The 24762-nt window shown below is 64.8% G+C and carries 24 protein-coding genes; 12 read left to right on the top strand and 12 right to left on the bottom strand.

The window, feature by feature from the left end; all coding sequences use genetic code 11:
• Positions 1–78 precede the first annotated feature (78 nt).
• Positions 79–1023 (top strand): endonuclease/exonuclease/phosphatase family protein, encoded by a 945-nt coding sequence (locus tag ACIBW7_RS27725; RefSeq protein ID WP_397051194.1) that lies wholly within the window; start codon positions 79–81, stop codon positions 1021–1023.
• 139 nt (positions 1024–1162) lie between these two features.
• Entirely contained in the window at positions 1163–2605 is a 1443-nt protein-coding gene (locus ACIBW7_RS27720; RefSeq protein WP_397051192.1) for a metallopeptidase, read from the top strand.
• A 4-nt stretch (positions 2606–2609) separates the two neighbouring features.
• Here the strand turns inward: ACIBW7_RS27720 and ACIBW7_RS27715 are convergent, their stop codons facing one another.
• The 5 genes from ACIBW7_RS27715 to ACIBW7_RS27695 are packed head-to-tail and all read right to left on the bottom strand — an operon-like array spanning position 2610 to position 7352.
• Positions 2610–3476 carry a lysophospholipase gene (locus tag ACIBW7_RS27715; RefSeq protein ID WP_397051191.1) on the bottom strand — a complete coding sequence of 289 codons (867 nt, stop codon included), beginning with the start codon at positions 3474–3476 and terminating at the stop codon, positions 2610–2612.
• Positions 3473–4882, bottom strand: coding sequence for a M20 family peptidase (locus ACIBW7_RS27710; protein ID WP_397051189.1), 1410 nt, complete (start codon positions 4880–4882; stop codon positions 3473–3475). Before ACIBW7_RS27710 ends, ACIBW7_RS27715 begins: the two co-directional genes overlap by 4 nt.
• Entirely contained in the window at positions 4879–6531 is a 1653-nt protein-coding gene (locus tag ACIBW7_RS27705) for a CocE/NonD family hydrolase (RefSeq protein WP_397051187.1), read from the bottom strand. The genes ACIBW7_RS27710 and ACIBW7_RS27705 overlap by 4 nt, the downstream gene beginning before the upstream one ends.
• Before the next feature lie 57 nt (positions 6532–6588).
• Entirely contained in the window at positions 6589–6996 is a 408-nt protein-coding gene (gene tsaA / locus ACIBW7_RS27700) for a tRNA (N6-threonylcarbamoyladenosine(37)-N6)-methyltransferase TrmO (RefSeq protein ID WP_397051185.1), read from the bottom strand.
• A gap of 14 nt (positions 6997–7010) precedes the next feature.
• Positions 7011–7352, bottom strand: coding sequence for a VOC family protein (locus ACIBW7_RS27695; RefSeq protein ID WP_397051183.1), 342 nt, complete (start codon positions 7350–7352; stop codon positions 7011–7013).
• A gap of 72 nt (positions 7353–7424) precedes the next feature.
• Between ACIBW7_RS27695 and ACIBW7_RS27690 the strand changes: the two genes are divergently transcribed.
• The 4 genes from ACIBW7_RS27690 (at position 7425) to ACIBW7_RS27675 (ending at position 10263) form a co-directional block, all read left to right on the top strand.
• Positions 7425–8267: a sigma-70 family RNA polymerase sigma factor gene (locus ACIBW7_RS27690; RefSeq protein WP_397051181.1), complete on the top strand. Its 843-nt coding sequence runs from the start codon at positions 7425–7427 to the stop codon at positions 8265–8267.
• Positions 8268–8348: 81 nt separating this feature from the next.
• The gene (locus ACIBW7_RS27685; protein ID WP_397051179.1) at positions 8349–8804 is read left to right on the top strand and encodes a DoxX family protein; all 456 of its coding nucleotides are present in this window, start codon (positions 8349–8351) and stop codon (positions 8802–8804) included.
• 223 nt (positions 8805–9027) lie between these two features.
• Positions 9028–9477, top strand: a complete 450-nt coding sequence (locus ACIBW7_RS27680; protein WP_397051177.1) for a TY-Chap domain-containing protein — start codon at positions 9028–9030, stop codon at positions 9475–9477.
• Positions 9478–9519: 42 nt separating this feature from the next.
• The gene (locus tag ACIBW7_RS27675) at positions 9520–10263 is read left to right on the top strand and encodes a DUF4191 domain-containing protein (RefSeq protein WP_387294812.1); all 744 of its coding nucleotides are present in this window, start codon (positions 9520–9522) and stop codon (positions 10261–10263) included.
• A gap of 46 nt (positions 10264–10309) precedes the next feature.
• On the opposite strand, the gene ACIBW7_RS27670 is transcribed toward ACIBW7_RS27675, so the two are convergent.
• Together ACIBW7_RS27670 and ACIBW7_RS27665 are read right to left on the bottom strand one after the other, a co-directional pair.
• Positions 10310–10699, bottom strand: coding sequence for a YrdB family protein (locus tag ACIBW7_RS27670; protein WP_397051175.1), 390 nt, complete (start codon positions 10697–10699; stop codon positions 10310–10312).
• A gap of 37 nt (positions 10700–10736) precedes the next feature.
• Positions 10737–11267 carry an RDD family protein gene (locus ACIBW7_RS27665; RefSeq protein ID WP_357480117.1) on the bottom strand — a complete coding sequence of 177 codons (531 nt, stop codon included), beginning with the start codon at positions 11265–11267 and terminating at the stop codon, positions 10737–10739.
• A gap of 253 nt (positions 11268–11520) precedes the next feature.
• Here ACIBW7_RS27665 and glnA point away from each other — a divergent pair, with 253 nt between their 5' ends.
• The 4 genes from glnA to ACIBW7_RS27645 all read left to right on the top strand — a co-directional run bounded on the left by glnA (position 11521) and on the right by ACIBW7_RS27645 (position 15626).
• Complete coding sequence (gene glnA / locus ACIBW7_RS27660) at positions 11521–12957, top strand: type I glutamate--ammonia ligase (RefSeq protein WP_387294815.1); 1437 nt, start codon at positions 11521–11523, stop codon at positions 12955–12957.
• Between the two features lie 147 nt (positions 12958–13104).
• On the top strand, positions 13105–13512 hold the full coding sequence (locus ACIBW7_RS27655; RefSeq protein WP_397051172.1) for a type VII secretion target: 408 nt from the start codon (positions 13105–13107) through the stop codon (positions 13510–13512).
• 13 nt (positions 13513–13525) lie between these two features.
• Positions 13526–13909, top strand: coding sequence for a hypothetical protein (locus tag ACIBW7_RS27650; protein ID WP_397051170.1), 384 nt, complete (start codon positions 13526–13528; stop codon positions 13907–13909).
• Between the two features lie 907 nt (positions 13910–14816).
• Positions 14817–15626: a tyrosine-protein phosphatase gene (locus ACIBW7_RS27645; RefSeq protein WP_397051168.1), complete on the top strand. Its 810-nt coding sequence runs from the start codon at positions 14817–14819 to the stop codon at positions 15624–15626.
• Between the two features lie 310 nt (positions 15627–15936).
• On the opposite strand, the gene ACIBW7_RS27640 is transcribed toward ACIBW7_RS27645, so the two are convergent.
• Positions 15937–16488, bottom strand: a complete 552-nt coding sequence (locus ACIBW7_RS27640; RefSeq protein WP_397051166.1) for a hypothetical protein — start codon at positions 16486–16488, stop codon at positions 15937–15939.
• Positions 16489–16521: 33 nt separating this feature from the next.
• Complete coding sequence (locus ACIBW7_RS27635) at positions 16522–18729, bottom strand: elongation factor G-like protein EF-G2 (RefSeq protein WP_397051164.1); 2208 nt, start codon at positions 18727–18729, stop codon at positions 16522–16524.
• A gap of 928 nt (positions 18730–19657) precedes the next feature.
• Between ACIBW7_RS27635 and ACIBW7_RS27630 the strand changes: the two genes are divergently transcribed.
• Together ACIBW7_RS27630 and ACIBW7_RS27625 are read left to right on the top strand one after the other, a co-directional pair.
• Positions 19658–20092, top strand: coding sequence for an ester cyclase (locus ACIBW7_RS27630; protein ID WP_397051162.1), 435 nt, complete (start codon positions 19658–19660; stop codon positions 20090–20092).
• Between the two features lie 553 nt (positions 20093–20645).
• Complete coding sequence (locus ACIBW7_RS27625; protein ID WP_397051160.1) at positions 20646–22202, top strand: hypothetical protein; 1557 nt, start codon at positions 20646–20648, stop codon at positions 22200–22202.
• A gap of 4 nt (positions 22203–22206) precedes the next feature.
• On the opposite strand, the gene lipA is transcribed toward ACIBW7_RS27625, so the two are convergent.
• The 3 genes from lipA to ACIBW7_RS27610 form a co-directional block, all read right to left on the bottom strand.
• Positions 22207–23223, bottom strand: coding sequence for a lipoyl synthase (gene lipA / locus ACIBW7_RS27620; RefSeq protein ID WP_397051158.1), 1017 nt, complete (start codon positions 23221–23223; stop codon positions 22207–22209).
• 78 nt (positions 23224–23301) lie between these two features.
• A complete protein-coding gene (gene lipB / locus ACIBW7_RS27615; RefSeq protein ID WP_397051157.1) occupies positions 23302–24036 on the bottom strand; it encodes a lipoyl(octanoyl) transferase LipB in 735 nt (244 codons plus the stop codon).
• A gap of 93 nt (positions 24037–24129) precedes the next feature.
• The gene (locus ACIBW7_RS27610; protein ID WP_397051155.1) at positions 24130–24663 is read right to left on the bottom strand and encodes a GNAT family N-acetyltransferase; all 534 of its coding nucleotides are present in this window, start codon (positions 24661–24663) and stop codon (positions 24130–24132) included.
• Positions 24664–24762 lie beyond the last annotated feature (99 nt).

Genomic DNA, 24762 nt, shown 5'->3' with positions numbered 1-24762 from the left:
GTAGGAGGCCGCGGCATCCCCACGGGATCTCCACAATCGCCGCACCTGGTCTCCATCGCTGCCGGTTAGGGTCGGGGCATGCGTAAATGGGTGGACCGGGTGGTGCTCGGGCTGGGGTGGTGCGCCTTGGCGGCGGGAGTTCTGGGGATCGTGCTGCATTTCGGGACGTGGCGGCGGCAGGCTTTGGTGCTGTTGGCGTCGGGTGCGTCGTATCTGATGCTCGGGGCGGTGTTGGGACTGGTGTTGTTCCTGGTCGCGCGGGGATGGAAGAGTGCGGCGGCTGCCGGGTGCATCGTCGCGTCGGTGTTGTGGATGCAGGTGCCGATATTCGTACCGGAGGGGCGGGCGGCGAGTGGGCCCGAGGTTTCGGTCATGCAGTCGAATCTGTTGTTCGGGAAGGCGGATGCGCCAGCGGTGGTTCGGGCGGTGCGGGAAAACCGGGTCGAGGTGCTCACCGTCGACGAGCTGACACCGGAGGTTGCGCAGCGACTCGCGGCGGCCGGAATCGAAGAGTTGCTGCCACATCAGTTCCTACAGGCCCGTGGGGGCGGCAACGGCACCGGGATCTACAGCCGATATCCGTTGCGGGACACCAAGAAATACGACGGATTCTGGATGAACAATCTGTCCGCCACCATGGAGCATCCACAGCGCGGACCGGTCGCGGTGTTCGCATTTCATCCGGTGCCGCCGTCGGTCGACTTCCCGGCGTGGAGTTCGGAGCTGGACCGGATTCGCGAAATACTGGACGCACAACAGGGTCCCGCGATCGTCGGCGCGGATTTCAATGCCACCCGCGATCATTCGGCATTCCGTGATCTGCTGCGCGGACGGTTTGTCGCGGCGGCGGATCAGGCGGGTGCCGGGCCGCTGCTCACCTATCCGGCGGATCGCCGGTGGGGTCCGGTGATCGGCATCGACCATATTCTGGTCGCCGATGGCACGGCGGCCGATGTCCGCTCGCTCACCATTCCCGGATCCGATCATCGCGCGATACTGGCACAGGTGCAGTTGAACGCCTGACGGAGCGAATGCGCTCAGACGTATACGCGCGCAGGCGTTTCTGCGATTACCATGTGATCGCTCGACGGGCAGGAGTGGCCCCATCGGGTCGGGGTTCGCCGAGGACGGACCCACAGTGAGTTCGGGGAGGAAATACCTGATGAGGACTAGACGGCTGCGGTTCGGGGTGGTCGCGGTATTGCTGTTGGCCGGCGCGGCGCTGGTCGGCTGCGACAGCAAGACGGGCCCGCCAGGGGCAAGTGCGGTGACCGCGGACAATCCGTGGGAGCTGACCGGCGCGGCCTCCGGCAACGGTCCGAGCGGCCCGCGCAAGGGTGTGCCGGACGCACCGCTCACCGCGGAGAACGGCGACGCCGGCGCGGTCGACAAACTCGCCCTCAACACCGTCGCCGATCTGGAAGATTTCTGGAAGACCGAGTACGGCAAGAACTTTCCCGGCACCTTCAAGCCGGTGAGTCGCTACATCTCCTGGGATGCCAAGGCGTCCAAGGAACAGGCGGTCAAATTCTGCAAGTCCAGCACCTATCACCTGGTCAACGCCGCCTACTGCAGCGTGGACCACACCATCGGCTGGGACCGCGGTGTACTGCTGCCGCTGTTGCAGGAGAAGTACAGCGATATGGCGATCGTGATGGTGCTCGCGCACGAATACGGTCACTCCATCCAGGGCCAGGCCAAAATCGCCGGATTCTTCACCGGGACGTTGGTGAAGGAGCAGCAGGCCGACTGCCTGGCCGGTGTGTTCCTGCGCCATGTGGCGGAAGGGAATTCGGCGCATTTCACGCTGAATATGACCGACGGGCTCAATGCGGTCCTCGGCGCGACCATCGCCGTGCGCGATACCGATCCGGATAATCCGAAGAATGCCCACGGCTCTGCCTTCGAGCGGGTGACCGCGGTGCAGATCGGCTACACCGACGGCGCACAGGGCTGCAAGAAGATCAATAAGAAGGAGATCGAGCAGCGTCGGGGCACCCTGCCGACGACGTACGAGGACGGCGAACAGGACGCTCAGCTCCCGGTAGACGTAGCATCGCTGACCAGCCTGAGCCAAGCGCTGGCGAAGATCTTCCCCCTGCAGCAGGCACCGCAGTACGACTACAACGGGATCATCAAGAACTGCTCGAAGGTGACCGCCACCGAGCCGGTCTCGTACTGCCCGAGTTCGAACAAGATCGGCACCGATGTGCCCGAACTCGCCAAACGCGGCGGCGCGATGAAGGGCGACGACGAACCGCTCTCGGCGGTGGTGGACGGTGATTACAACGCCTTCGCCGTGTTCATCTCCCGCTATGTCCTTGCGGTGCAGCAGGAACGCAAGCTCTCGATCTCCGGGGCCGAGACCGCCGGACTGCGCACCGCATGCCTCACCGGAGTCGTGACGACCAAGTTGAGCGAGCCGGGCAGCGATCCGCGGCTGTCCGCGAACGATCTCGACGAGGCGGTCTCCGGACTGCTCGCCGATGGTCTGGTCGCCGGCGATGTGGACGGCAAGGTGGTGGCGAGCGGCTTCCAGCGGTTGGAGGCGTTTCGCACCGGAGTCCTCGACGGCGAGCAGACCTGCCTGACGAACTACCGCTAGCGGCTCACTCGTCCGCTACGTGGGCCTCCAGCCACTCCAGGACATCGGTCAGCACCTTGTCCTGTTCGGGTTCATTGAATACCTCATGGTAGAGGCCCTCGTAGCGGATCACCGTCAGGTCCTTCGAACCCGCGCCCCGCTCGATCAGATCCGTGCTGGACGGTGCCGCGATGGCGTCGGCGGTGCCGTGCAACACCAGCAGCGGCACGGTGAGCTTGTCCAGACGGCTCTTGACGAACTCGGTGGCATTCAGCATCTCCATACCGGTTCGGGCCGGCAGCTTGCCACGGAAGACCAGCGGATCGTTGTCGTAGGCGCGCACGACCTCGGGATCGCGGCTGATCATCGACGAATCCAGTTTCAGCACACCGATATTCGGTGCGAACCGGGACAGCAGCGGACCGACCAGACGCTGCAGCGGATTGCCGACGGCGATATCCAGCGGCGGTGCCGACAATACGATGCCGTCGACGTCGATCGGCGCTCGGACCGCCAGATACAAGGTGATCAGGCTGCCCATCGAATGCGCGAGCAGGAACCGCGGCACATCCGGATGTTCGCGGCTCGCGATCTTCAGCATCTCCGCGACATTGTCGGCCGAGCCGGCCATCGAACCGATATTCGCGTTGTTGCCCGCCGACTTGCCGTGGCCGAGATGGTCGAGCGCATAGACCGCGAAACCGTTGTCCGCCAGGCGCTTTCCGACATGGGCGTAGCGGCCGGAATGTTCGGCGACGCCGTGCACGAGCACGATCGCCGCGCGCGCAGTCGTTTCGGGAAGCCATGCGCGCCAAGCGATTCGGCTGCCGATGCCGTCGAATTCGCCCTCGGTGCCCGGTGTCGGCTCGTCGGCCTTCGGATCGGTTGTCATACATCGGCTCCCTGGGTACGTGGCGGCGCCGCGAGCTGATCGATCAGCCGCCGATTGAACTCGATGAGCCGAGCGTAGTTCACCAGGGAGATGCGCTCGTCGGTTCCATGGATCGTTTCCACATCCGCCTTGGTCAGCAGGATGGGGGCGAAGTTGCAGCGGGTGGCGGCGAGGTCGTCGTAGTGCCGGGAGTCGGTGGCGCCGGGGACGATGCCGGTGGTCACCGCGATGCCCGGGACGACGGACTCGGCCAGTCCCGCGATCATGTCGAATGCCGGGCCGGGCGGTTTACCGGGGGAGGGCTCCGAGGTCATGCCGACGAGTTCGATCCGCACATCCGCGTCGCGCACCACCTTGCGGCAGTGTGCGAGCACCGATTCGACCGAATCGCCGGGCAGGATGCGGAAATTCACCAGGGCCTCGGCCTGCTGCGGCAGCACATTGGGTTTGACGCCGCCGCGGATGACCGTCGGCGCGGTCGTGGTGCGCACCATCGCCTCGGTCTGCGGACGGGCCGCGAGTATCCGGGTGATCACCGGCGTGGCGAGTCCGGCGAAGCGGAGCAGGCGACGGCGATATTCGGGCATGACGTGGCGCAGTCTGGTGACCATGTCGGACACCACCGGCGTCAATCGCAGCGGCATCGGATGGTCCTGGACCCGGCCCACCGCGCGGGCGATCCGTCCGACCGCGGTCTGTTTGCCGGGCATCGACGAATGTCCGCCCACCGCCGATACCGAAAGGCGAACGGTCGCATAGCCTTTCTCGCCCACCATGATCGAGGCCACCGGCCGGTCTATGCCGTCGGCGATATCATCGAGGATGACGCCGCCCTCATCGAGCAGCAGATCCGCGTGCACGCCGGATTCGCGCAGCCGCTGCGCCATGCGCACCGCACCGTCATCTCCGAACACCTCCTCGTCGTGCCCGAATGCCAGATAGATGGTGTGCCGCGGGCGAATTCCCGCGGCGAGTGCGGATTCGACCGCCTCCAGAACGGCGATCAACCGGCTCTTGTCATCGATTGCCCCACGGCCCCAGATGAATTCGTCATCCACTACGCCCCCGAACGGCGGATGCGTCCACCGCTGCAGATCGTCGACCGGCACCACATCCTGATGGGCGAGCAGAATCGCCGACACCCGATCCGGTTCGACGCCCGGCCAGCGATACAGCCTGCTGTGCCCGAACCGCTCCAATTCCAGTTCGGCGTGGACCAGGGGGAACGACTGTTCCAGGTGCGCGCCCAGCCGGACGAATTCCGCCTCGCTGGGTTCTGTGGGCTCTGCGGTATCCGATGGCTCGTAGGAAACCGTCGCACAGCGCAAGGCCTGCGCGAGTCGTTCGGCGACGTGCGAATCGACGACAACCGGCGTGGTGTGGGTCTGCGCGGCGTTACCTGTCATCGAGGGCCGGTCTCATTCGGCAAATTCATGGGCATCACTGCATTCAACACCTCGGGCCCAAGTGCGCGGACCTTCTGGTCGCGCCACTTCGCCCAGGCCTCGCTGGTGCCGCCGGTGAGGTCGGGGGTACGCGGGGCGCTGAGCAGGGGCAGGTCCAGGCGCGCCGAGACGACGGTGACCTGGGCATTGGCGGCGGCATGGGACCAGACATCGTCGACGACATCGGTGATCCGCACGCCGAGGCGGTGCCCGGCAATGATCGGCCAGTCCTGCGCCAACAGTCTGACCTCGGCGGTATCGGCGACCGGAGCGATGCCGCGGGTGATGATGGTGCCGCGGCCGTCGGGGGCGATATCGAACAGCTCGACCGCGACCGTCGCGGTCGGCGGACCGGACAGGCGCAGCGTTGCCGTCGGAATTCCGGAGACGTGCTGGGTCGTACTCAGCGGCTCGGAAATGGACCAGATCTCGCGATCGGGTCCGGGCAGCAGGCCACGATCGGTATAGGTGCCGGTGCGCAGATCGATCGGAATGCGTCGCGAATCCGCGGGCGGCCATGCGGTTTCGGAGCGCCAGCCGCCATCGAACTGGCCGACCGTCACGCGCGGGCCGGGCACCTCGACATCGCGGTCGGCGACATGCTTATCGAAGAAGGCAAGTAGCTGGGTATCGAAATCTGGTGCACCGCATTTGCTATCGCAATCGCTGTGGCCCCATTGGCCGAACCAAGCGCGATGATCGCCGGGACCGAGCGCATTCCAGACGTCGAAGATGCGATACGCCCGGGTGTTGTAATCGAGGAAGCCTTGGCCGACGAACAGCGGAATGGTATTGCCGCGCAACTCTTCCACGAGATCGCGCTCGCGCCAGAACGGGGTGGTGGCGTCATGGTTGGTGGTGTTCGCCGCGAATTGCTCGTAACACCCGGCCGAAATCTGGACGGCATTGGACTGGTACTCGGGGAAGTCGTCGGGTCGGCCGGGTGTAGAGGCGATGAGCAGGTGCTCGAAACCCGTCATTTCGGCTGGGCGAATGCCGCTCTCGGTGACCGGCTTACCCGAGAACTTCCAAGCGACACCCTGCATGTACATGTACGCGTATGGGTCGACGTCCGGTCCGAACGCCGCGACGGCGGCCAGCCCCGCGGGTTCGGCGGCCAGCCCCATCATCCCGGTCCAGGCCTCGTAGGAGGTGCCGATCATCCCGACCCGACCGGTCGACCACGGCTGCCCCGCCGCCCACTCCACGGCGGTGGACACATCCGAACGTTCGCCCGGCCCACCGAAATCCGGACAACCGGACGAGCCGCCGTAGCCGCGCAGGTCCACGATGACGTAGGTGTAGCCCGCATTCAGGAACATCGCGACGTGCAGGTCATCGGTGGACGGTCCATCTTCGAGCCGCGGCACACTCAGATAAGCGGTATGCGAGCGGTACGGGCTGACGGTCATTACCACCGGCGTGCGCGTATCCGCGGAAATGCCCTGCGGGCGCAGGATATCGGCGTGCAGCCGGGTGCCGTCCGCCGCGGTGATGAAGCTCTGCGACCACTGGAACGGCACACCGACCGGGTCCGCCGTCGTCACCGGCGCCAGCACGCCGAGCATCAACAAAACCCCGGCCAACCCGCGCAACAGCACCGAACCCACCCGAGAACTATCGACCGCTGCTGGTCGATAGTCCAGCCCCCGGAAGGGGGGTGCCACTCAGCGCTCCGCGGTCGGACCGAGCACCGGCTTCAGATCCAGCACCGGTGTGCCGTCGATCGCTTCCAAACCGTGCACGGTGAGCGTCGCCCCATCGATATCGGCGATCGTGACCCGATGCAGCCCGATCGGATTCGGCCGATGCGGGGCGCGCGTCGCGAACACGCCGGTGACCGGGCGGGTGCGGTCGCCGCGCGGATGCACCGCGAGCACCTCCCGATCCGCCCGGTGCAACCAGGTGAACACCAACACCTCATCGCCGGGCCGCAAGCCCGCCGCGACCTCGGGATCGAGCACGATCTCGGTGGGCGGTGCGCCTTCGTCGCCTTGTTTCGGCGCATCCGCCGGATCGGTCAGCGGCGAGCGCACTCGGCCGATCGGGCGCACGTCATAGGTCTCGGAGGGCATGGCTTGATCCTCGCCTACGGCTGCATCAGGCCGAAGACATTCCCGTCGGTGTCCTTGACCGTCGCGATCAGCTTTCCGCCGCCGACATTCGTCGGCTGCTGGGTCACCTCGGCACCGGCCTCGACCAGGGTGGTCAGCTGCTTCTCCATGTCATCGACGGTCCAGTAGCCGATCGGACCGGTCATACCTTTCTTGTGGCCGTTCGGGTCCAGGCCGATGTCCTGGCCCGCCACCCGGTAGCCGACGTAGTACGGGGTGTCGGCGGTGGGCTCCGAGCCGAACAGCGCGCCGTACACGCTCTTCGCCTTGACCAGGTCGGTGACGGGGTACACGATGGTCTGCAGTCCAGCGGTCATCATTCGCTCCTTGTTCGCGGTTGCGGTTTCCAGTTCACGGACATGACCAGCCCGATCGGGAGAATGTGACAAGTGGACGAGAAATTTCTTGCCGAGCGCTTCGAGGAGCACCGCACGCATCTGCTCGCGGTGGCGTATCGCATGCTCGGCTCCGGCAGTGAGGCCGATGACGCCGTCCAGGAGGCCTGGCTGCGACTCAGCCGTTCCGATAGCGATGAGATCGAGAATTTGGGTGGCTGGCTCACCACCGTGGTCGCCCGGGTCTGCCTGAATATGCTGCAGTTCCGCAAGACGCGGCGCGAGGAACCGCTCGACGAATTCGAACCGGTGCCGGATGTCGACGGCCCGGAACAGGAAGCAGTGCTCGGCGATTCGATCGGCCTTGCGCTACTCGTCGTGCTCGACACCCTCGCTCCGCCGGAGCGGCTGTCGTTCGTACTGCACGATATGTTCGCCGTGCCGTTCGACGAGATCGCGCCGATCGTCGGCAAAACTCCCACGGCCGCGCGGCAATTGGCCAGTCGGGCGCGCCGGCGGGTGCAGGGTGTCAGAGCAGCCGCCGACCGCGATCGCCAGCGTGAGGTCGTCGACGCATTTCTCGCCGCCTCGCGCAGCGGTGAATTCGAGGCGCTGCTGACCCTGCTCGATCCGGATGTGGTGCTGCGCGTCGACGCCGCGGCCATCGCCACCGGTGCCGCGGCAGCGTCCGGTGCGAATGCGGTCGCGCAGACTTTCTTCGGCCGGGCCAGGGCGGCGCAGCTCGCGCTCATCGACGGACGGGCGGGCCTCGTGTGGTCCGTCGGCGGCCAACCGCGCGTGATCTTCGATTTCACCGTGTCCGAGGGTCGGATCGTGGCGATCGATCTGCTCGCCGACCCGCAGACCTTGGAACTCATGGAACTGCAGGCGGGCTGACCAGCGCCTGTCACATCTCGGTCGCCGCGCTGGTCAGGGGGTGACAGCGGGAGACACTCGCGCACGAGGCAGGAGAACACCATGAGCAACGCACGATCGATCGGCTACTGGACCACCACCGGGTTGACGGTGTTCGTCCTGGCATCGGGCGGTATCGCCGACCTGCTGCATCGCGGCGGGACGGCGGCGGGCATGACGGAATTGGGTTATCCGACCTATGTCATGACCATCCTCGGATTCTGGAAATTGCTCGGCGCCATGGCACTTGCGGTCCCGCGCTTTCCGCTGGTGAAGGAATGGGCCTATGCCGGTGCGTTTTTCGACCTGACCGGTGGATTCGCCTCGCATATCGCGCATCATTCCGCCGCGAATCATCTGATCTACACCGGCTTTTTCGCGCTGTGCGTGGTGGCGTCGTGGGCATTGCGGCCCGCGAGCCGCAAGCTGGACGTGCCCGTTTTCCGCGGGCTCGGCCGGGTTCCGGAATTGGACGGCATGCGGCAGATGAGGTCAGGGCCGATTGCTGCGACCGCGTGAAGCGGGTGCCCGCTGTTCGTGAGAACGGCGGGCTATTTGCTTTCGCTATCGCCGGGTGAAGGTCGAGCTCGGCCGATACGATTCGGCTGGTGTCCCAGGCAGCGCGGCGTATGATCGGGCACAGCGGGTCCCCGGGGGAGTTGTGAGCGAGCGCAGCGAGTGAACAGTAAATACAGTCGAGTCGCGCGGTCATGCCGGAGCTGAGTGTTAGCGAGGCGCAGGCATGACCGAGTCGGTGATCACGGATTGGGACCTATTCGGGCGGGCGCTGGCGCAGTGCCTTTTCGAACTACCTTCCCGCGCAACGCTGATCATCGCCGCCCCCGGCAATCGATATGTCCAATTCGTGCAATACGACATCAAACTGACCGTCGAACTAGCGGGCAATTCCTATCTCGCGCAGCCCATCTCGCCGACCAGTGAACGCATGCTGCGCGATCTCGGCTGGCGCGAACCCGTCGCACGGCGCGAAATCGACAACTGGACCCGCACGCTGCTCTGGCCACTGTCTTTGGACACACTGCGCGGGCTCGCACGCTCGGTCGCCGTCGGCCTACACGACGCACTCGGCGTCGGCGAGCCCGCGGAGTTGCGTGCCATGGGGTGGACCGAGACCTCGGGTGATCTGGATCTCACCGCATTGGGCGAGATCGCGCGTCGCGGCGTGAACTGACGCGGTGGGGGCACCCACCCGACGTGCCACTATTCTGTGAATATGGCAGTAGGCAAGGGCGGCACGCCGTCGAAGGAAGCGAAGGCCGCGGCGAAGGCGGCCCGCAAGCAGCAGTCGAAAGAACGCCGCCAGCAGCTCTGGCAGGCGTTCCAGATGCAGCGCAAGGAAGACAAGCTGCTGCTGCCTTTGATGATCGGCGCCGTCGTCGGCATCACGGTCGTTTTCCTGGTGGTCGGCCTGATCTTCGGGCTGCAGTGGTTCCTGCTGCCACTCGGTCTGCTGCTCGGTGTGCTCGTCGCGTTCATCATCTTCGGTCGCCGGGTGCAGCGGAATGTCTACGCCAAGGCCGAGGGCCAGGCGGGTGCGGCGGCCTGGGTGCTGGACAACCTGCAGGGCAAATGGCGGGTCAGCAATGGCATCGCCGCGACCACCCAGCTGGATGCGGTGCATCGGGTAATCGGTCTGCCGGGCGTCATCCTGATCGGCGAGGGTTCCCCGCAGCGGCTGAAGTCGCTACTGGCACAGGAGAAGAAGCGCACCGCGCGACTCATCGGCGACACCCCGATCTACGACATCATCATCGGCAACGACGAGGGCCAGATCCCGCTGAAGGAGCTGCAGAAGCACCTCACCAAGCTGCCCCGCAATATCGACGCCAAGCGCATCGACCTCATCGAGGGTCGCCTGGCCGCGCTGAGTTCGCGCAGCGGTCCCGCACTGCCCAAGGGCCCGATGCCCGCGGGCGCCAAGATGCGCGGAGTGCAGCGCACCATCCGTCGGCGCTGATCCTGTTTCGAGGCCCGCATCCCATGGGATGCGGGCCTTCGCATTTCTAAGGAGTCGTTCCGGTTCGCCTGGCGCCGAGCAACCAGGTGATCCGGTCGTAGCCGACGGCGTGGTAGACGACGAGCACCGCGGTGAAGACCAGGGCCCAGCGCGGCAGCCCCGCGAGCCAGAAGGCCGCCGCGCCGCCGAACAACACCACGATCTCGACCAGCAGACGCACCCAGCCGTCCACCGCGACCGGGGCTTTTCCACTGCGGCTCGGATCGCCGGGCACCGCGAACGTCCCCCAAGCCGCGGCGGCGGCAAGCGGCAGCAGTACAACCAGCACATAGCGCCAGGGCGAATCGAACGCGCGCCAACCGCAGACCGCGAACGAGGAAATGGCGGCGAGTTCGAGGAACAGGCGGACCGCCAGCATGACCGGATTCAGAGACACCGCCGGAGCGTACTGTTCCGACGCCGGCCCGGAGGCGCTAGCGCGAGCGCACGACCGCGGTGCCGGTGGCGCGGTCGTGCATGCCGCGACCGTCGGCGTCGGTGAACAGCGCCGGAACCACGAAAACCAGCAGCACCTGGCGGGCCAACGCGCGCACGAAGCCGACGGCCACCGGCGCATCGACGCGGATGACGCGCAGGCGCAGGAAGTACTGCCCCGGCGTGTACCCGAACAACGACACTGCGACGACACCGATCACGAACCAGACGAGCAGGTTGGGAGTCGTGAGCGCACTCACAATCGCCTCGAAGTTCGACGGGCGCGGCTTCCCGGCCGGGATATCCATCCCGGCGATGATCTTGTCCGGGTTCGGGCGCACGATGATTGCGGTCACACCGAGCGAGATGAACCAGTCCACGACGAGTGCGACGATGCGTCGTAACATGCCGACCAGTGACCCTGCGCCCGAGCGCGGCAGACCCAGGTGCTGACCGGGGAACTCTGGGGTTGCCGGATCACCCGGATCCGCCGAGGGGCCGGAGAGCCAGGATCCGCTGATGCGTGCCATGGCCCCCAGGATAGGCCTCTACGACCGGTCGTAGGACACCGCATCAACCCAAGTTGACCTCGGCAGGCGCTGGAAAGAATGGCAGGATTACCATGCTGTTCGAGCCCAGGTGGCCTTCACCACCCGTCCGGCCGCACGTGTAACACTGGCGAAACATAGCCTTGATTGCTGGGAAACATCGCGTCCATAGCGTCTGGACGCGACGAACCCATGCAATCGACACTGGCTGGGAACCGATCCGTAAGGAGAACAAGTGACGTTCAGCACGGCCGACGAGGTCATCAAGCACATCAAGGAAGAGGAAGTCGAATACGTCGACATCCGCTTCAGTGATCTTCCCGGTGTGCAGCAGCACTTCTCGATCCCCGCGAAGGCTTTCACCGCTGACCTCGCTGAGGAAGGGCTAGCGTTCGACGGCTCCTCCGTCCGTGGCTTCCAGTCCATCGACGAGTCGGACATGCTGCTGCTCCCCGACTTCAGCACGGCGCGGCTGGACCCGTTCCGTCAGGCCAAGACGCTGAACCTCAACTTCTTCGTGCACGACCCGTTCACCCGGGAGGCCTACAGCCGCGACCCGCGTAACGTCGCGCGCAAGGCGGAGGAGTACCTGAAGAGCACCGGCATCGCCGACACTGCCTACTTCGGTGCCGAGGCCGAGTTCTACATCTTCGACTCCATCCGTTACGACTCGGGCATGAACGGCGCCTTCTACGAGATCGAGTCGATCTCGGGCTCCTGGAACACCGGCGCGGAGTTCAACCCGGACGGCACCCTGAACCGCGGCTACAAGGTCCGTAACAAGGGCGGCTACTTCCCGGTCGCCCCGTACGACCACTACGTCGACCTGCGCGACAAGATCTCGACCAACCTGCAGAACGCGGGCTTCGAACTCGAGCGTGGCCACCACGAGGTCGGTACCGCCGGTCAGGCCGAGATCAACTACAAGTTCGGCACCCTGCTCGGCGCGGCCGACGACCTGCAGCTGTTCAAGTACATCGTGAAGAACACCGCGTGGGCCGAGGGCAAGACCGTCACCTTCATGCCGAAGCCGCTCTTCGGCGACAACGGCTCGGGTATGCACGTGCACCAGTCGCTGTGGAAGGACGGCAAGCCGCTGTTCCACGACGAGGCCGGCTACGCGGGCCTGTCGGATCTGGCGCGCCACTACATCGGCGGCATCCTGCACCACGCCCCGTCGCTGCTGGCGTTCACCAACCCGACCGTGAACTCCTACCACCGCCTGGTCCCGGGCTACGAGGCCCCGATCAACCTGGTGTACTCGCAGCGCAACCGCTCCGCCGCGGTCCGCATCCCGGTCACCGGCAACAACCCGAAGGCCAAGCGCATCGAGTTCCGTGCGCCCGACTCCTCGGGTAACCCGTACCTGGCCTTCGCCGCCATGATGATGGCCGGCCTGGACGGCATCAAGAAGAAGATCGAGCCGAAGGCCCCGGTCGACAAGGACCTCTACGAGCTCCCGCCGGAGGAGGCCAAGGGCATCCCGCAGGCCCCCACCAGCCTGGCTTCGGTCATCGACCGCCTCGAGGCCGACCACGACTACCTCACCGAAGGTAACGTGTTCACCCCGGACCTGATCGAGACCTGGATCAACCTCAAGCGCGAAAACGAAATCGCGCCGGTGAACCTGCGTCCGCACCCGTACGAGTTCGAGCTCTACTTCGACGTGTAAGTCGTTGTAAGGCAAGGAGCCCCATCCGTTTCGACGGATGGGGCTCCGTCGTTTTTCGGGGGAGCCTCTGGCTCGAAGCCCTGGCTATAGTGGGCACACCGGTTCAGTCACAAGGCAATTCGGAACCGGGAGTGCTGAGGGGGGTAGATGAGCGAAGTCTCGGCAGAGCCGGAAAAGTTGCGGACGCACGCCGCGAACGTGGAGAAAGTCGGCCAATCCCTGTCGCAGGCACTGGAGGCGGCGCAGGCGGTATCACTTCCGACGGATGCGTTCGGAAAACTGTGTGCCTTCCTCCCACCACTATTCGTCGATTCGGTGGAGACCGACGGTGTCGACGCGATCGAATCGGCGCAAACGGCGTTGGGAGAGGACGCGGGCAAGCTTCGCAGCGTCGCCGACAGCTTCGAAACCGTAGACGCCTCGTTGGATATGGGTCTTGTCGAAGTCCGGAAAGCTGGTGAGGGTGTGCCGGATGAAACGATATTCCATCCGGACTCTTTCGAAATACTGAATCGGGAAATGCAGTGGATAGCGAAGTTCACTCCGAACGGATAGAAAGGCTTTGCGAATGAATGATGATTATTCGATGCATCCTGGGCTGAAGCGGTACTCCGCTGAGCATATCCGGAAGACGACTTGGGGTGATGTCACCGATCTCGAAGGGGGACGATGGGAGACTGTGTGGCACCTGAGTTTCGTCGAACCTCATCCGGTCGCAACAATAGAGATCGATAGCGACGACGAGATCGGTTTTCGTGGCACGCTCCATATATTGGAAAATTCTGCCGGAGAGTTGCGTGTGGTCACGGATGACGAACCGATGTTGCCGGAATACTATTCCCCGACCTACGTCTGCTTCAGAATCGTGCACGACGATATCGCCGAGATCGGAACGATCCAGGGCCTTCCCAGGGACTGGTACGCGCCGTTTCGCGATCGAACGACAAGCTAGCCGAATGGGAGTCGGATGGAGTTCGAAGCTCGGATTCTTGGAAGCCAGCGGGGATTTCGTTCCATGTATACGAGTCCAGAATTTTTTTTTGGTCGAAAATGTTCGACGAGCCCAGATCCAAATAATGCCCTGTGGTCGAATGCTGAATACGTTGGCATCGAGCAGACGCTTAGGGTTTGCGGTGCGCCTCCGAGAACGCCTCCCGGAACGTTGAATCCATGATGGGCGAAGCGGTTTCCCATACCTGTTCGAAGCTGCGATGTACATGTCGAATCGGCGCCTTGGATTCGCCGCAGGTGCAAGATCGGAGTCGGCTAGCCGTACATGCTGATCGACGAGCAGTTGATCGTCGCATCGCAAGCTCGAGTAGTAGAGGAGTGTCGGCGACGCCGAACATGCCCGGCACTCACTGATGTGCCGCTGCCGATCCGCATCTTTTCCGTCCGGTGTGCAGCGGAGTTCGGTACGACGCTGCTCGATGAGTACCTGGCGACGCGCGGCGCAACGGTCCCAATCCCGTCGAGGAACGACGGATAGCGCGCGAGCGGTTCGACCGAGCGCTGGGGGAGGCGGTGACGTCGGAACACCTCGCGCCATAGGCGGTATTTGCAACCGGTGTGCCGTGCAATCAATTTCGAGTAGGCATATACTGCTTCGGAACTGCTGCAACCGATCTCGGGTTTCGCTGGCGAGGCGGGTGCTCAGCGCGTTATGAACAGCCTGAATCTCATTGAGCGGCACGGGAATACCGGTGAGTGGGGTAACGGCGGCGGGATCGATGGGAAGTGGCGCACGAGGGGTGGGGTGGGTTCTACTGTCCCGCGCCATGAGGATTTCACTTGTTTCACTTATAGGTGCTGCTGCGGCGGCGTTGGCGTTGACTGCGACGGGGGTGCAGCCTTCGGCGGTGGCTGAGCCGGGTGTCGCGGCGGTCGGCGGGAAGATCGATTTGCAGGGGGCGGTCAATGTTCGGGATATCGGGGGGTATCGGACTTATGACGGGGCGAAGGTCAAGTCGGGGAAGGCTATTCGGGCGGATTCGCTGGAGAAGTTGACGGACTCCGATGTCCAGAAGCTCGGAACCCTGAACCTCAAAGCCGTTATTGATCTGCGGACGCCTGCGGAGGTGCAGTTCGCGGGGGCTGACAAGGTGCCTGCGGGGGTGCCGAAGGTGGCGCGGCCGATCGATGACACGGGGCTGTTCCAACAGATGTTGGCGGCGATTCAGTCTCGGGATCCGCAGAAGCAGGAGGCGCTGCTCGGGAACGGGAAGGCCGAGGAGATCATGGCGAATGTGTATCGGAGCTTCTTCACCGATGATTCGCGGGCGAAGTTCGGGCAGACGATTCGGGATCTCGCGGCGACCGACCGGGCGACGCTGTACCACTGCACGTCGGGTAAGGATCGCACCGGCTGGCTGACGTATGTGGTGTTGCGGGCCGTCGGGGTGCCGGAACAGACTGCGCGGCAGGATTATCTGCTGTCGAATCAGTATCGGGCGGCGGCGGATGCCAAGTTGCGCGAGCAGGTGAAGCAGGCGGGGCTGATGCAGAATCCCGATCTGTTGATTCCGCTGCAAGAGGTTCGTGACGAGTACTTGGATACCGCGATCGCCGCGATCGAGCAGGCCTATGGCGATTTCGGGAAGTTCCTGACGCAGGGCTTGGGCCTCGACGGCGGCACCCTCGTACAACTTCGGAAGAACCTGGTGAGCTAGCGAGAACGGTTCGGGCCCACTCCTTTCCGGTGGAGTGGGCCCGATCGCATTCAGCTCAGCCTGGTGGCCGCGCCCGAACCCGCGAGCTGCCGCACAACACTCACGATCGCGCACACCGCATATAGCCTGTTGCCGAATACGCCCAACGGGCGCCCCAGCAGGCGATCGTGACGCCACGGCGGGGGACCGAATCGCCTACCGGTGAGCATGATTACATGGCAGCAGTCCATCCAGGCAATTGATCTGTGGTACGCACCCGTTGGCAACAGGCTCTATAGCCTGCGCGCATACCTTGTGCGACAGTAGAAGTTCAGATCGGTAGGACCATCTCGACCAGGTCCCATAGTGAGACGCCCCCGGTGCCGAAAGCCGTGACCAAGGTGTAGGCGATAAGTGCGTCCTCCAAAGTCGGCTGCCGAACGGTTACCTTGTGGTCACGCGAAGTGAAAGGCAGCGCCCATACGACATCGATCTGGTGCGTTCCGGTCAGCATGAAATCGCCGAGCACATGCTCGCCCCGATCCCGTTGCCCGACCATCAATGTGCTGGAGTGCAGATTCGTCGGCATCAGCCGCAAGATCTTGCCATCGACCTCGGCGACCGCGCGATAGGTCCACCGGTAGTAGAAATGCCCGCGCCCGACCGTCAATCTGATGGGGCGATCATTGATCGATGCCCGCAGTCGCTTGGTATTTCGCGTACCGATGGGCACGCGCTGACGAGTGCGTGGACCGATGCGCTCGATGGTCACCACGGTGGCATCATCGAATACCGGTGTGGTGACGACTCTTTCGTCGGCCCGCGTGATCACGATCTTGCCGAAATGCTCGGTGTCGACAACGAAACGCTCTGGACTGCTCACCCGGCTCCTTCGACGCTAGCGAACATCTGGGGATCAGCCCGACTTCTTGGCCTGCTCGCGGACCGTGCCCGCCAATGCGTTCGGCATCGGCTCGTGCCGGACATACGAGCGCGTGAAATCACCCGCGCCATGTGAGATCGAGCGTAGATCTATTGCGTAGCGGGTGAGTTCGAGTTCGGGCACCTCGGCGTGGATGCGGGTGCGGCCGGTGCCGTGCGGTTCGGTGCCGAGGACGCGTCCGCGGCGTCCGGACAGATCGCTGAGTACCGGACCGACGTAATCGTCGGTAACCACCACCCATACGTCGGCGATCGGTTCGAGTAGGTCGATACCCGCGGCGGTCGCGGCCTCGCGCAACGCCAGTGCACCCGCGGTCTGGAATGCGGAATCGGAGGAGTCGACCGAATGCGCCTTGCCATCGAAGAGCGTCACGCGCATATCGACCAGTGGGTACCCGGCCGCCACTCCGCGCGCCGCCTGGGCGCGCACACCCTTCTCCACCGACGGAATGAACTGCCGCGGTACGACTCCACCCACCACCCGGTCGACGAATTCGATACCCGATCCGCCGGGCAGCGGTTCCACTTCGATCTCGCAGACCGCGTACTGTCCGTGCCCGCCCGACTGTTTGACGTGCCTGCCCTTACCGGTTGCCTTGCCCGCGAACGTTTCTCGCAGCGCGACCTTGTGGTCGATCACGTCGACCTGCACGCCGAACCTGGTGCGCAACCGCTCCAGCGCGACATCGCGGTGCGCCTCACCCAGACACCAGAGCACGATCTGGTGGGTATCGGGATTCTGTTCCAGCCGGATCGCGGGATCCTCGGCCGCCAGCCGGGCCAGGCCGCTGGAGAGCTTGTCCTCATCCGCCTTGCTGCGTGCCTGAATGGCAATGGGCAGCAAGGGGTCCGGCATCTGCCATGGTTCGATCAGCAGCGGTGCGGCGGTGCCGGACAGGGTATCGCCGGTTTCCGCGTGGCTCAGTTTGGTGACATAGGCGATATCACCGGCGATGGCCTGGCCGAGTGGGCGCTGCTGTTTGCCGAACGGTGCGGTGACGGCGCCGATGCGCTCGTCCACATCGTGGCTTTCATGGCCACGGTCCTCCAGACCGTGACCGCAGACGTGCACGGTGTCGTCGGGTCGCAGGGTGCCGGAGAATACGCGGACCAGCGAGACCCGGCCGACATACGGATCCGAGGCGGTGCGGATCACCTCGGCGGCCAACGCGCCGTCGGGATCGCAGTGCAAGGGGGTCGGCGCCGCGCCGTCGGAGGTGGTGACCGCCGAGACCGCATGCTCCGGTGGTGTGGGAAATCCGCCGGTGATCAGCTCCAGCAATTCGATGGTGCCCAGGCCTTGTTTGGCCCCTTCCGGGGCGGGCGCGCCGAACAGGACGGGATGGAAGCTGCCCCGGGCGACCGCGCGTTCGAGGTCCTCGACCAGTGCCGCCAGCTCGATCTCCTCGCCGCCGAGATAGCGCTCCATCAGGGTTTCGTCTTCGCTCTCGGCGATGATGCCCTCGATCAGCCGGTTGCGCGCCTCCTCGAGCAGCGGCAGCTGATCAGCGGACGGTTCGCACTGGACCTCTTCCCCGGAGGAATAGTCCGCGATGCAGTGCGGCAGCAGCTCGACCAAACCGGTCACCGGGCGACGACCGTCCGGACTCTTCGGCCCGTACACCGGAAGGTGCAGCGGCAGAATGTTTTCCGAGGAACCGCCGCCGAGTACCTGTCGACAGGTCTCGGTCATCTCGTCGAATTCGGCGCGGGCGGTATCGAGGTGGGTGATCACGATGGCCCGCGGCATCCCGACCGCCGCGCACTCCTCCCACAGCGCGCGGGTCGCGCCGCTCACGGCCTCGGCACCTTCGGCCGCGGAGATGACGAACAGGGCCGCATCCGCCGCACGCAGACCCGCGCGCAGCTCACCGACGAAATCGGCGTATCCAGGGGTATCGAGGAGATTGATCTTGATCCCGTGCCACACCATCGGCACCACCGAAAGCTGCACCGATCGGTGCTGGCGGTGTTCGATCTCGTCGTAATCCGATAGCGACGTCCCGTCCTCCACCCGGCCCGCGCGATTCACCGCGCCCGCCGTGAGCGCCATCGCCTCCACCAACGTGGTCTTACCCGACCCACTGTGCCCGACCAGCACCACATTCCGGATGTCCTCCGGCCGCTGCGCCGTCACAGCCTTACCGTTGGTCCCTGCGGACGCACTCGCTTTCTCGACCATGTGTCTCGCTTTCTCGGTCGACACCTACGGTCCTTCGAGCTTCCCACCAGCGGTCGCGTCGTGTGCACGGATCGGGCGATCCGATGCGTTCAAGTGCGCGTGGGATGGCGTGCATGTGGGGTTCAGGTTTGGGTTACGCACCATTGGTCCATCGCATCCACGGATCGGGATCCGAGGTGGTCCCAGTGCGGAATGGCCCGATGGCTCTCTCGTCGTACCGCCCGGTGCAGGAAGATCGATGACCGCTGAACGACGGTCACCTGACCTTGCCCCATTGTGGAAGGTGATCCATCGCCGCCTGTCCACCGGTCAGGAGATACATCGGATCGAAGTCGGCCCGCTCGATCCGAATCAGCGGACTGCCATCGCCGAAGCCGAGGCGCGGACGCAACCACCACCGCAGGCAACGCGCCGGTGGCCGTCCCGGCTCGAGATGATGCCCTTGCCGGGGCGAAGGAATCCCTGGCACTGACCCGGGCCGAGGAGACGTTGAAGGCTCTCGATGAAGTACTCGGTGGTAGAGCCCAATTCTCGCATTGCCAGAGTTTTCCCGTTCGAGGCCGCTCATGGTCGACCTCAAATCAGCTTATTGAATTATCAACCCGCACGTAGACATCATGTGAGCACGGGACAGGGTCCGCAGCAGTCTCCGTTGCCCCTTACCTCGCGTACGAAACAGGCGCACAATTATTGCGGTACACCGGTTTCAGGGTTTGTGATCGGCGGGTAGCTGAATGTCCGCCGACAACATTCGGACGGGCATCCGCCGTGATGACAGCGTCCACATTCTGGGGCGCGGCGCCTGGATTCGCTGCTGGCATCGCGCCCGCGTTCCACATCACACTCAATGCCGGGCACCGCGACTGCTGCCTGTAGCGACTATGGCCGCCCCCGCCGGTTCGGCACTATCAATCGAAAGGGAAGCGCCATGTCAGAGCAGAACAAGGCCACCGCCAAGCGCATCCTCGACGCATGGAACATGCGAGACCTCGACGTATTCGACGAGGTGATCGCGGCTGACTGCATCAACCACGATCCACAGAACCCGTTCGCCGATGTCCATGGCCCCGACAGTTTCAAAAGGCTCGTGCAGATGTATCTCGCCGCGTTCTCGGATCAACGGTTCTTGGTCAACGAACTGATCGCCGAAGGCGATTTCGTCACTACCCGATGGACGGCGACAGGCACCAATGACGGCGAGATGATGGGCATGTCCCCGACAGGCAAATCAGCGGTCGTTCAGGGAATCACAATCTATCGCTTCCAGGACGGCAAGATCGTCGAAAACTGGACATGTTGGGACACGCTCGGGATGATGCAGCAACTAGGTGTCGTCCAGCCGGCGCACTCTGCAACAACCTGACTCGCACCGCATCCTCGCTGCTGTTGGATAAACTCGAGTGCGGCAGTGAAATTCGAGTGGGCGGTTGGGTACGCCCACTCCGTACATCTCGCCAGAATTTGGCCGCTCGTCCGCACGGCTGCTGCTCGTGACGCTGTTTCCGGGGGAGAAGACTCGGGTCGATTCCGCAGACGGATCTGGCTTCTTCAACCGAGAACACCGACCCGGCGGCTTTCAGGATCGCCGAGGCGATGGACCACGCGGGTATCGCGTGTGCCGACTGCATTGGATGGAACGTCTATTCCTGGTACGTGCACGGCCTCGGTGGGATGGCAGCCGAGCGGCAGGATCCATACCGAAACCCCGCAGCGCGCTCCAGTGCCGCGCCGAGCTGTGGCGGCTACGTCGTGTGTCGCACCGCCGCGACACTCGCGGCTGCCGCCGCCACGCCGGTGTAGTGACACCTTTTGTCGCCAAAACCCCACTCTTACGATGCCTTTCGAATTCTCCACGAGCCCTTGCGCTAAATACCGTTGGTGGGTCGACTGTGCGGACGAGACGGAGGGTGACCTCGATGCTGGTTGTCAACGAACGGGCGGCGGTTACGCGATCCGAGCAGTGCGTGCTCGACTGGATGCGAACGTGGACCGGTCAATATGTCATTGTGGGGCTTGCTATTTCGGGATGGCACCGGCCCGACCGCAACTGCGAGGGAACTGTGCTGGAGGCGGGCCTGGTGGTTTTCACACCGCGCGCGATGGTCGTGATCGAAGCCGAGGAGACCGCCGCCGAGGTGGCTACCGGGGTTTCGGGCCAGGCCGACGGGCGCTCGCGGGTTCTCGGGTTCTCGGGCGATCCGGTTCATGTCCGCGATAGCGACACCAGTCCGTTCGACCGAGTGACGAGCCGTGTGGTCGATCTGGAGGAGTTGGTGCGCGAGCAGCACCCGGACGCCTTCGTCGACGGATTGATCGTGGTCGTGCCGCCACGGGACGCGTCCGTCACGCTGGATATCGAAGCGTCCGAGCATGGCAACTGTGTAGTCCTCGGGTCGTCGGCCGGGTTGCGTGCCTGGTTTCATCGGACGGCGAATCGGAAGCTGATCTGGACCGCGGAACAGGTGCACGCACTACTCGGCGAGCTTCGCCTGTCGCACGTGGTCACCGTCGAAGATCTCGAGGCCGAGGGATTCCCGGCACAGTCGGGACGGCGTACACGAACAGAATCCAGGGCACTGGTCGGCGCTGCCCACGCGTCAGCTCCGCTCGGTGCCATCTCTTCGCCGGTCGGCAGTTCGAGTGTGGCCGCCGGACAGCCGAACTCGGATGGGCTCTCGGAACCAAGGTTCGCCGAGCCTGCCCCGCCGTGGCCTTCCGATGTCACCGAACCTGCCGTCGACCATCCCGTGACATCGACGTCGGACGATTCGAGGGCGCTCGTCGGTGCAGTATCGCTGTCGAAGCACGATGGACCGCAGTCTGTTTCGTCCGCGATAGCGAAAACGGGGGCCGTATCCGTTGGAGTGCAGCCCTTGTCGGCACCTCCCTCGGCTCCATACCCGCCATGGCTCGCGGCCGACATCGCCAGGGCACAGGCCAGGGGTGCGCAACGCTCGCGACTTGCGGTTCGCGCGGATGCTGCGCCACCTTCGTACGTATCCACGCCACCGGCAGAGCCGGAACCGATAGCCGCTGCCGATCAGGAGCAGTCGGCACCGTCATCGCCCTACACGGACCAGTGGGCGTCGTGGGTCGACACCGACAGGCCATCGATACCGATTCCGCCACAGGCGGAGCCGGAACCCCCGCGGCCGAGCACCCCGCCCGCGGCTCAGCGGTCGAACCCGGTTTCGTTTCGCCGGCGGGTGTCGGCAGTACGCACGCGTATTTCGACCGCGCTGGCGAAGGGGCTGGAGTTCATCCCCGGCCTCCCGCAACACCTCGCGACCTTGCTGATCGTCGCGGTCGTCATCGGCACGATCTGGATCCTGGTTTCCGCGGGCGTGAACGAGCGCGGTAGCGGCGTTCAGCCGCGCCCCGCGTCGAGTACCGAGCCAGCTGCCCCGCTGGCACCGCAGGCACCGGCTCGGCCACCCGAACCACAGTGCTTTCCGTTCCAGCCGGGATGTTGATCGACTAGCCGCCGAAGCGGGCCAATACGGAGCTGGCCTCCTGTGCGGCGGTGCCCTCCGCTGCGAGATGCGCCATGGCAGGGGAGATTTCGCGGCCGTGGTGGGCCATTGCCTGGGCGTAGAGACGGCCCGCGCGGTACGAGGAGCGGACCAGCGGCCCGGCCATGACACCGGCGAAGCCGATTTCCTCGGCCATGCGGGAGTGCTCGACGAATTCCTCAGGCTTGACCCAGCGGTCCACCGGATGGTGGCGCGGGGAGGGCCGCAGGTACTGGGTGATGGTGAGGATGTCGCAGCCGGCCTCGTGCAGGTCGCGCATGGCCTGGGTGACTTCCTCAGGGGTTTCGCCCATGCCGAGGATCAGGTTCGACTTGGTGACCAGGCCGTCTTCGCGGGCGGCGGTCAGCACGGCAAGCGAGCGCTCGTAGCGGAACGCCGGGCGGATCCGCTTGAAGATGCGCGGCACCGTCTCCAGGTTGTGCGCGAGCACCTCAGGGCGTGACGAGAAGACCTCGGCCAACTGCTCGGGGACCGCGTTGAAGTCCGGGATGAGCAGTTCGACGCCGGTGTTCGGGTTCAAAGCCTTGATGGCGCGGACGGTTTCGGCGTAGAGCCAGGCGCCGCCGTCCTCGAGATCGTCGCGCGCGACGCCGGTGATGGTGGAGTAGCGCAGGCCCATCGCCTGGACACTTTCGGCGACCCGGCGCGGCTCGTCGCGATCGAGTGCGGCGGGTTTGCCGGTGTCGATCTGGCAGAAGTCGCAGCGGCGGGTGCACTGTTCGCCGCCGATGAGGAAGGTGGCCTCACGGTCTTCCCAGCATTCGAAGATGTTGGGACAACCCGCCTCCTCGCACACCGTGTGCAGGCCTTCGCGTTTCACCAGGCCCTTGAGTTCGGTGTACTCGGGGCCCATCTTGGCTCGGGTCCGAATCCATTGAGGCTTGCGCTCGATCGGGGTCTCCGCGTTGCGCGCCTCGATGCGTAGCAGTTTGCGTCCTGCCGGTGCTGAAGCTGAGGTCACTCGATCGACCTTACGCCTGCCGTGCGCCGCCGTCGGATGCAGTCCGTCACTGTCCCGGGCAATGCGACAGCAGCCGACTCATTCGGCTTTCGCGGGCTCCACGGCCGGTGCGGCGCGGACGATGTCGTGTGCGGTCACCGGCAGTTCGCCATTGAGCGCGCGGGTGATCGCATCGGCGACGAGCGGCTTGACTTCGGCCACCGTGACCTCGCGACCGAGTTCGCGCGTCAGCGTGGTGACACCGGCGTCGCGGATGCCGCACGGGACGATCGCCTGGAAGCCGTCGAGCGCGGAATTGCAGTTGAGCGAGATGCCGTGCAGCGCAACGCCCTGCTGTACCCGCACGCCGATCTGGGCGACCTTGCGTTCGGAGTAGAGCTCGGTCGCGGCCAGCCAGACACCGGAACGGCCCTCGACCCGTCCGCAGTCCAGGCCGAGGCCGGTGCAGACGGTGATCAGCGCTTCTTCCAGCCTGCGCACGTAGTGCACGACATCCACCGGTTCGGCCAGCCGCACGATCGGGTACCCGACCAGCTGGCCCGGCCCGTGCCAGGTGATCTTGCCGCCGCGATCGACCTGCACCACCGGGCTGCCGTCGATCGGCAGATCCTCGGCCTCGGTGCGGCGACCAGCGGTGTAGACCGACGGGTGCTCCAGCAGGAGCAGATGGTCGGAGCCCTCCCCGGCGGCCCGCTGCGCGGCGATCGACCGCTGCATTTCCCAGGCGCTGTGGTAATCGATGAGTCCGAGATCCTCGACCACGATCGGGGTCGTATCGAATCTGGCGGACCAGGTGGTACGCGTGTCGTTCACGTTCTTGACGGTACGCCGAGTGTGTCGATTCGATAAACCAACCCGATGTGGGCGATGCCACATGGTTGCCAGGTTTGGCGTCCAGGGTGCGGTTCAGTCGCCCACGATCGGCAAGGTCAACTGCATCAGCGTGAGATCCATCCATCGTCCGAACTTCCGTCCGACCTCCGGCAGTTCCCCGACGGTGCGGAAATCGAATCGCTCGTGCAGCGCGATCGAACCGGTATTGCTGGATTCGATCGCGGCGACCATGGCGTGCACGGTGCCCGCTCGGCGGGCGCGCTCGATCAGCGCGGTGAGCAGGGCGCTGGCAATACCGCGGCGGTGGAAACGGTCCGCGACGTAGACCGAATTCTCCACGGTGAAGCGGTAACCCGATCGGGTCCGCCACGGGCCGTAGCTGGCGTAACCGGCGACCTCGCCGCCGATATCGGCGACCAGAATGGGCAGCCCGGCGGCGGTGCGCCCGCGGAACCAGGCGCGTCGATCGTCGAGATCGACCTGCTCGTGATCCCAGATGGCGGTGGAGGTGGCGATATTCGCGTTGTGAATGACGAGGATCTCGGGCAGATCGCCCTCATGCGCGTCGCGAATGACGGTGGCACCCCGGGTGTCTAACTCAGTCATCGATCTACTCCGTGGGGACGCTTGGCAATTGGCTCCGGTGCCTGGACCAGTGTGCTGCCGGTGAATGTCGGCGCGCGGTCGACACACTGCCGGTTTCGG

This window comes from Nocardia sp. NPDC049526 (assembly GCF_044465765.1).
Lineage (GTDB): Bacteria > Actinomycetota > Actinomycetes > Mycobacteriales > Mycobacteriaceae > Nocardia.
The sequence above is the reverse complement of the archived record's forward strand: the minus strand, read 5'-3'. Positions and strand labels throughout refer to the sequence as shown.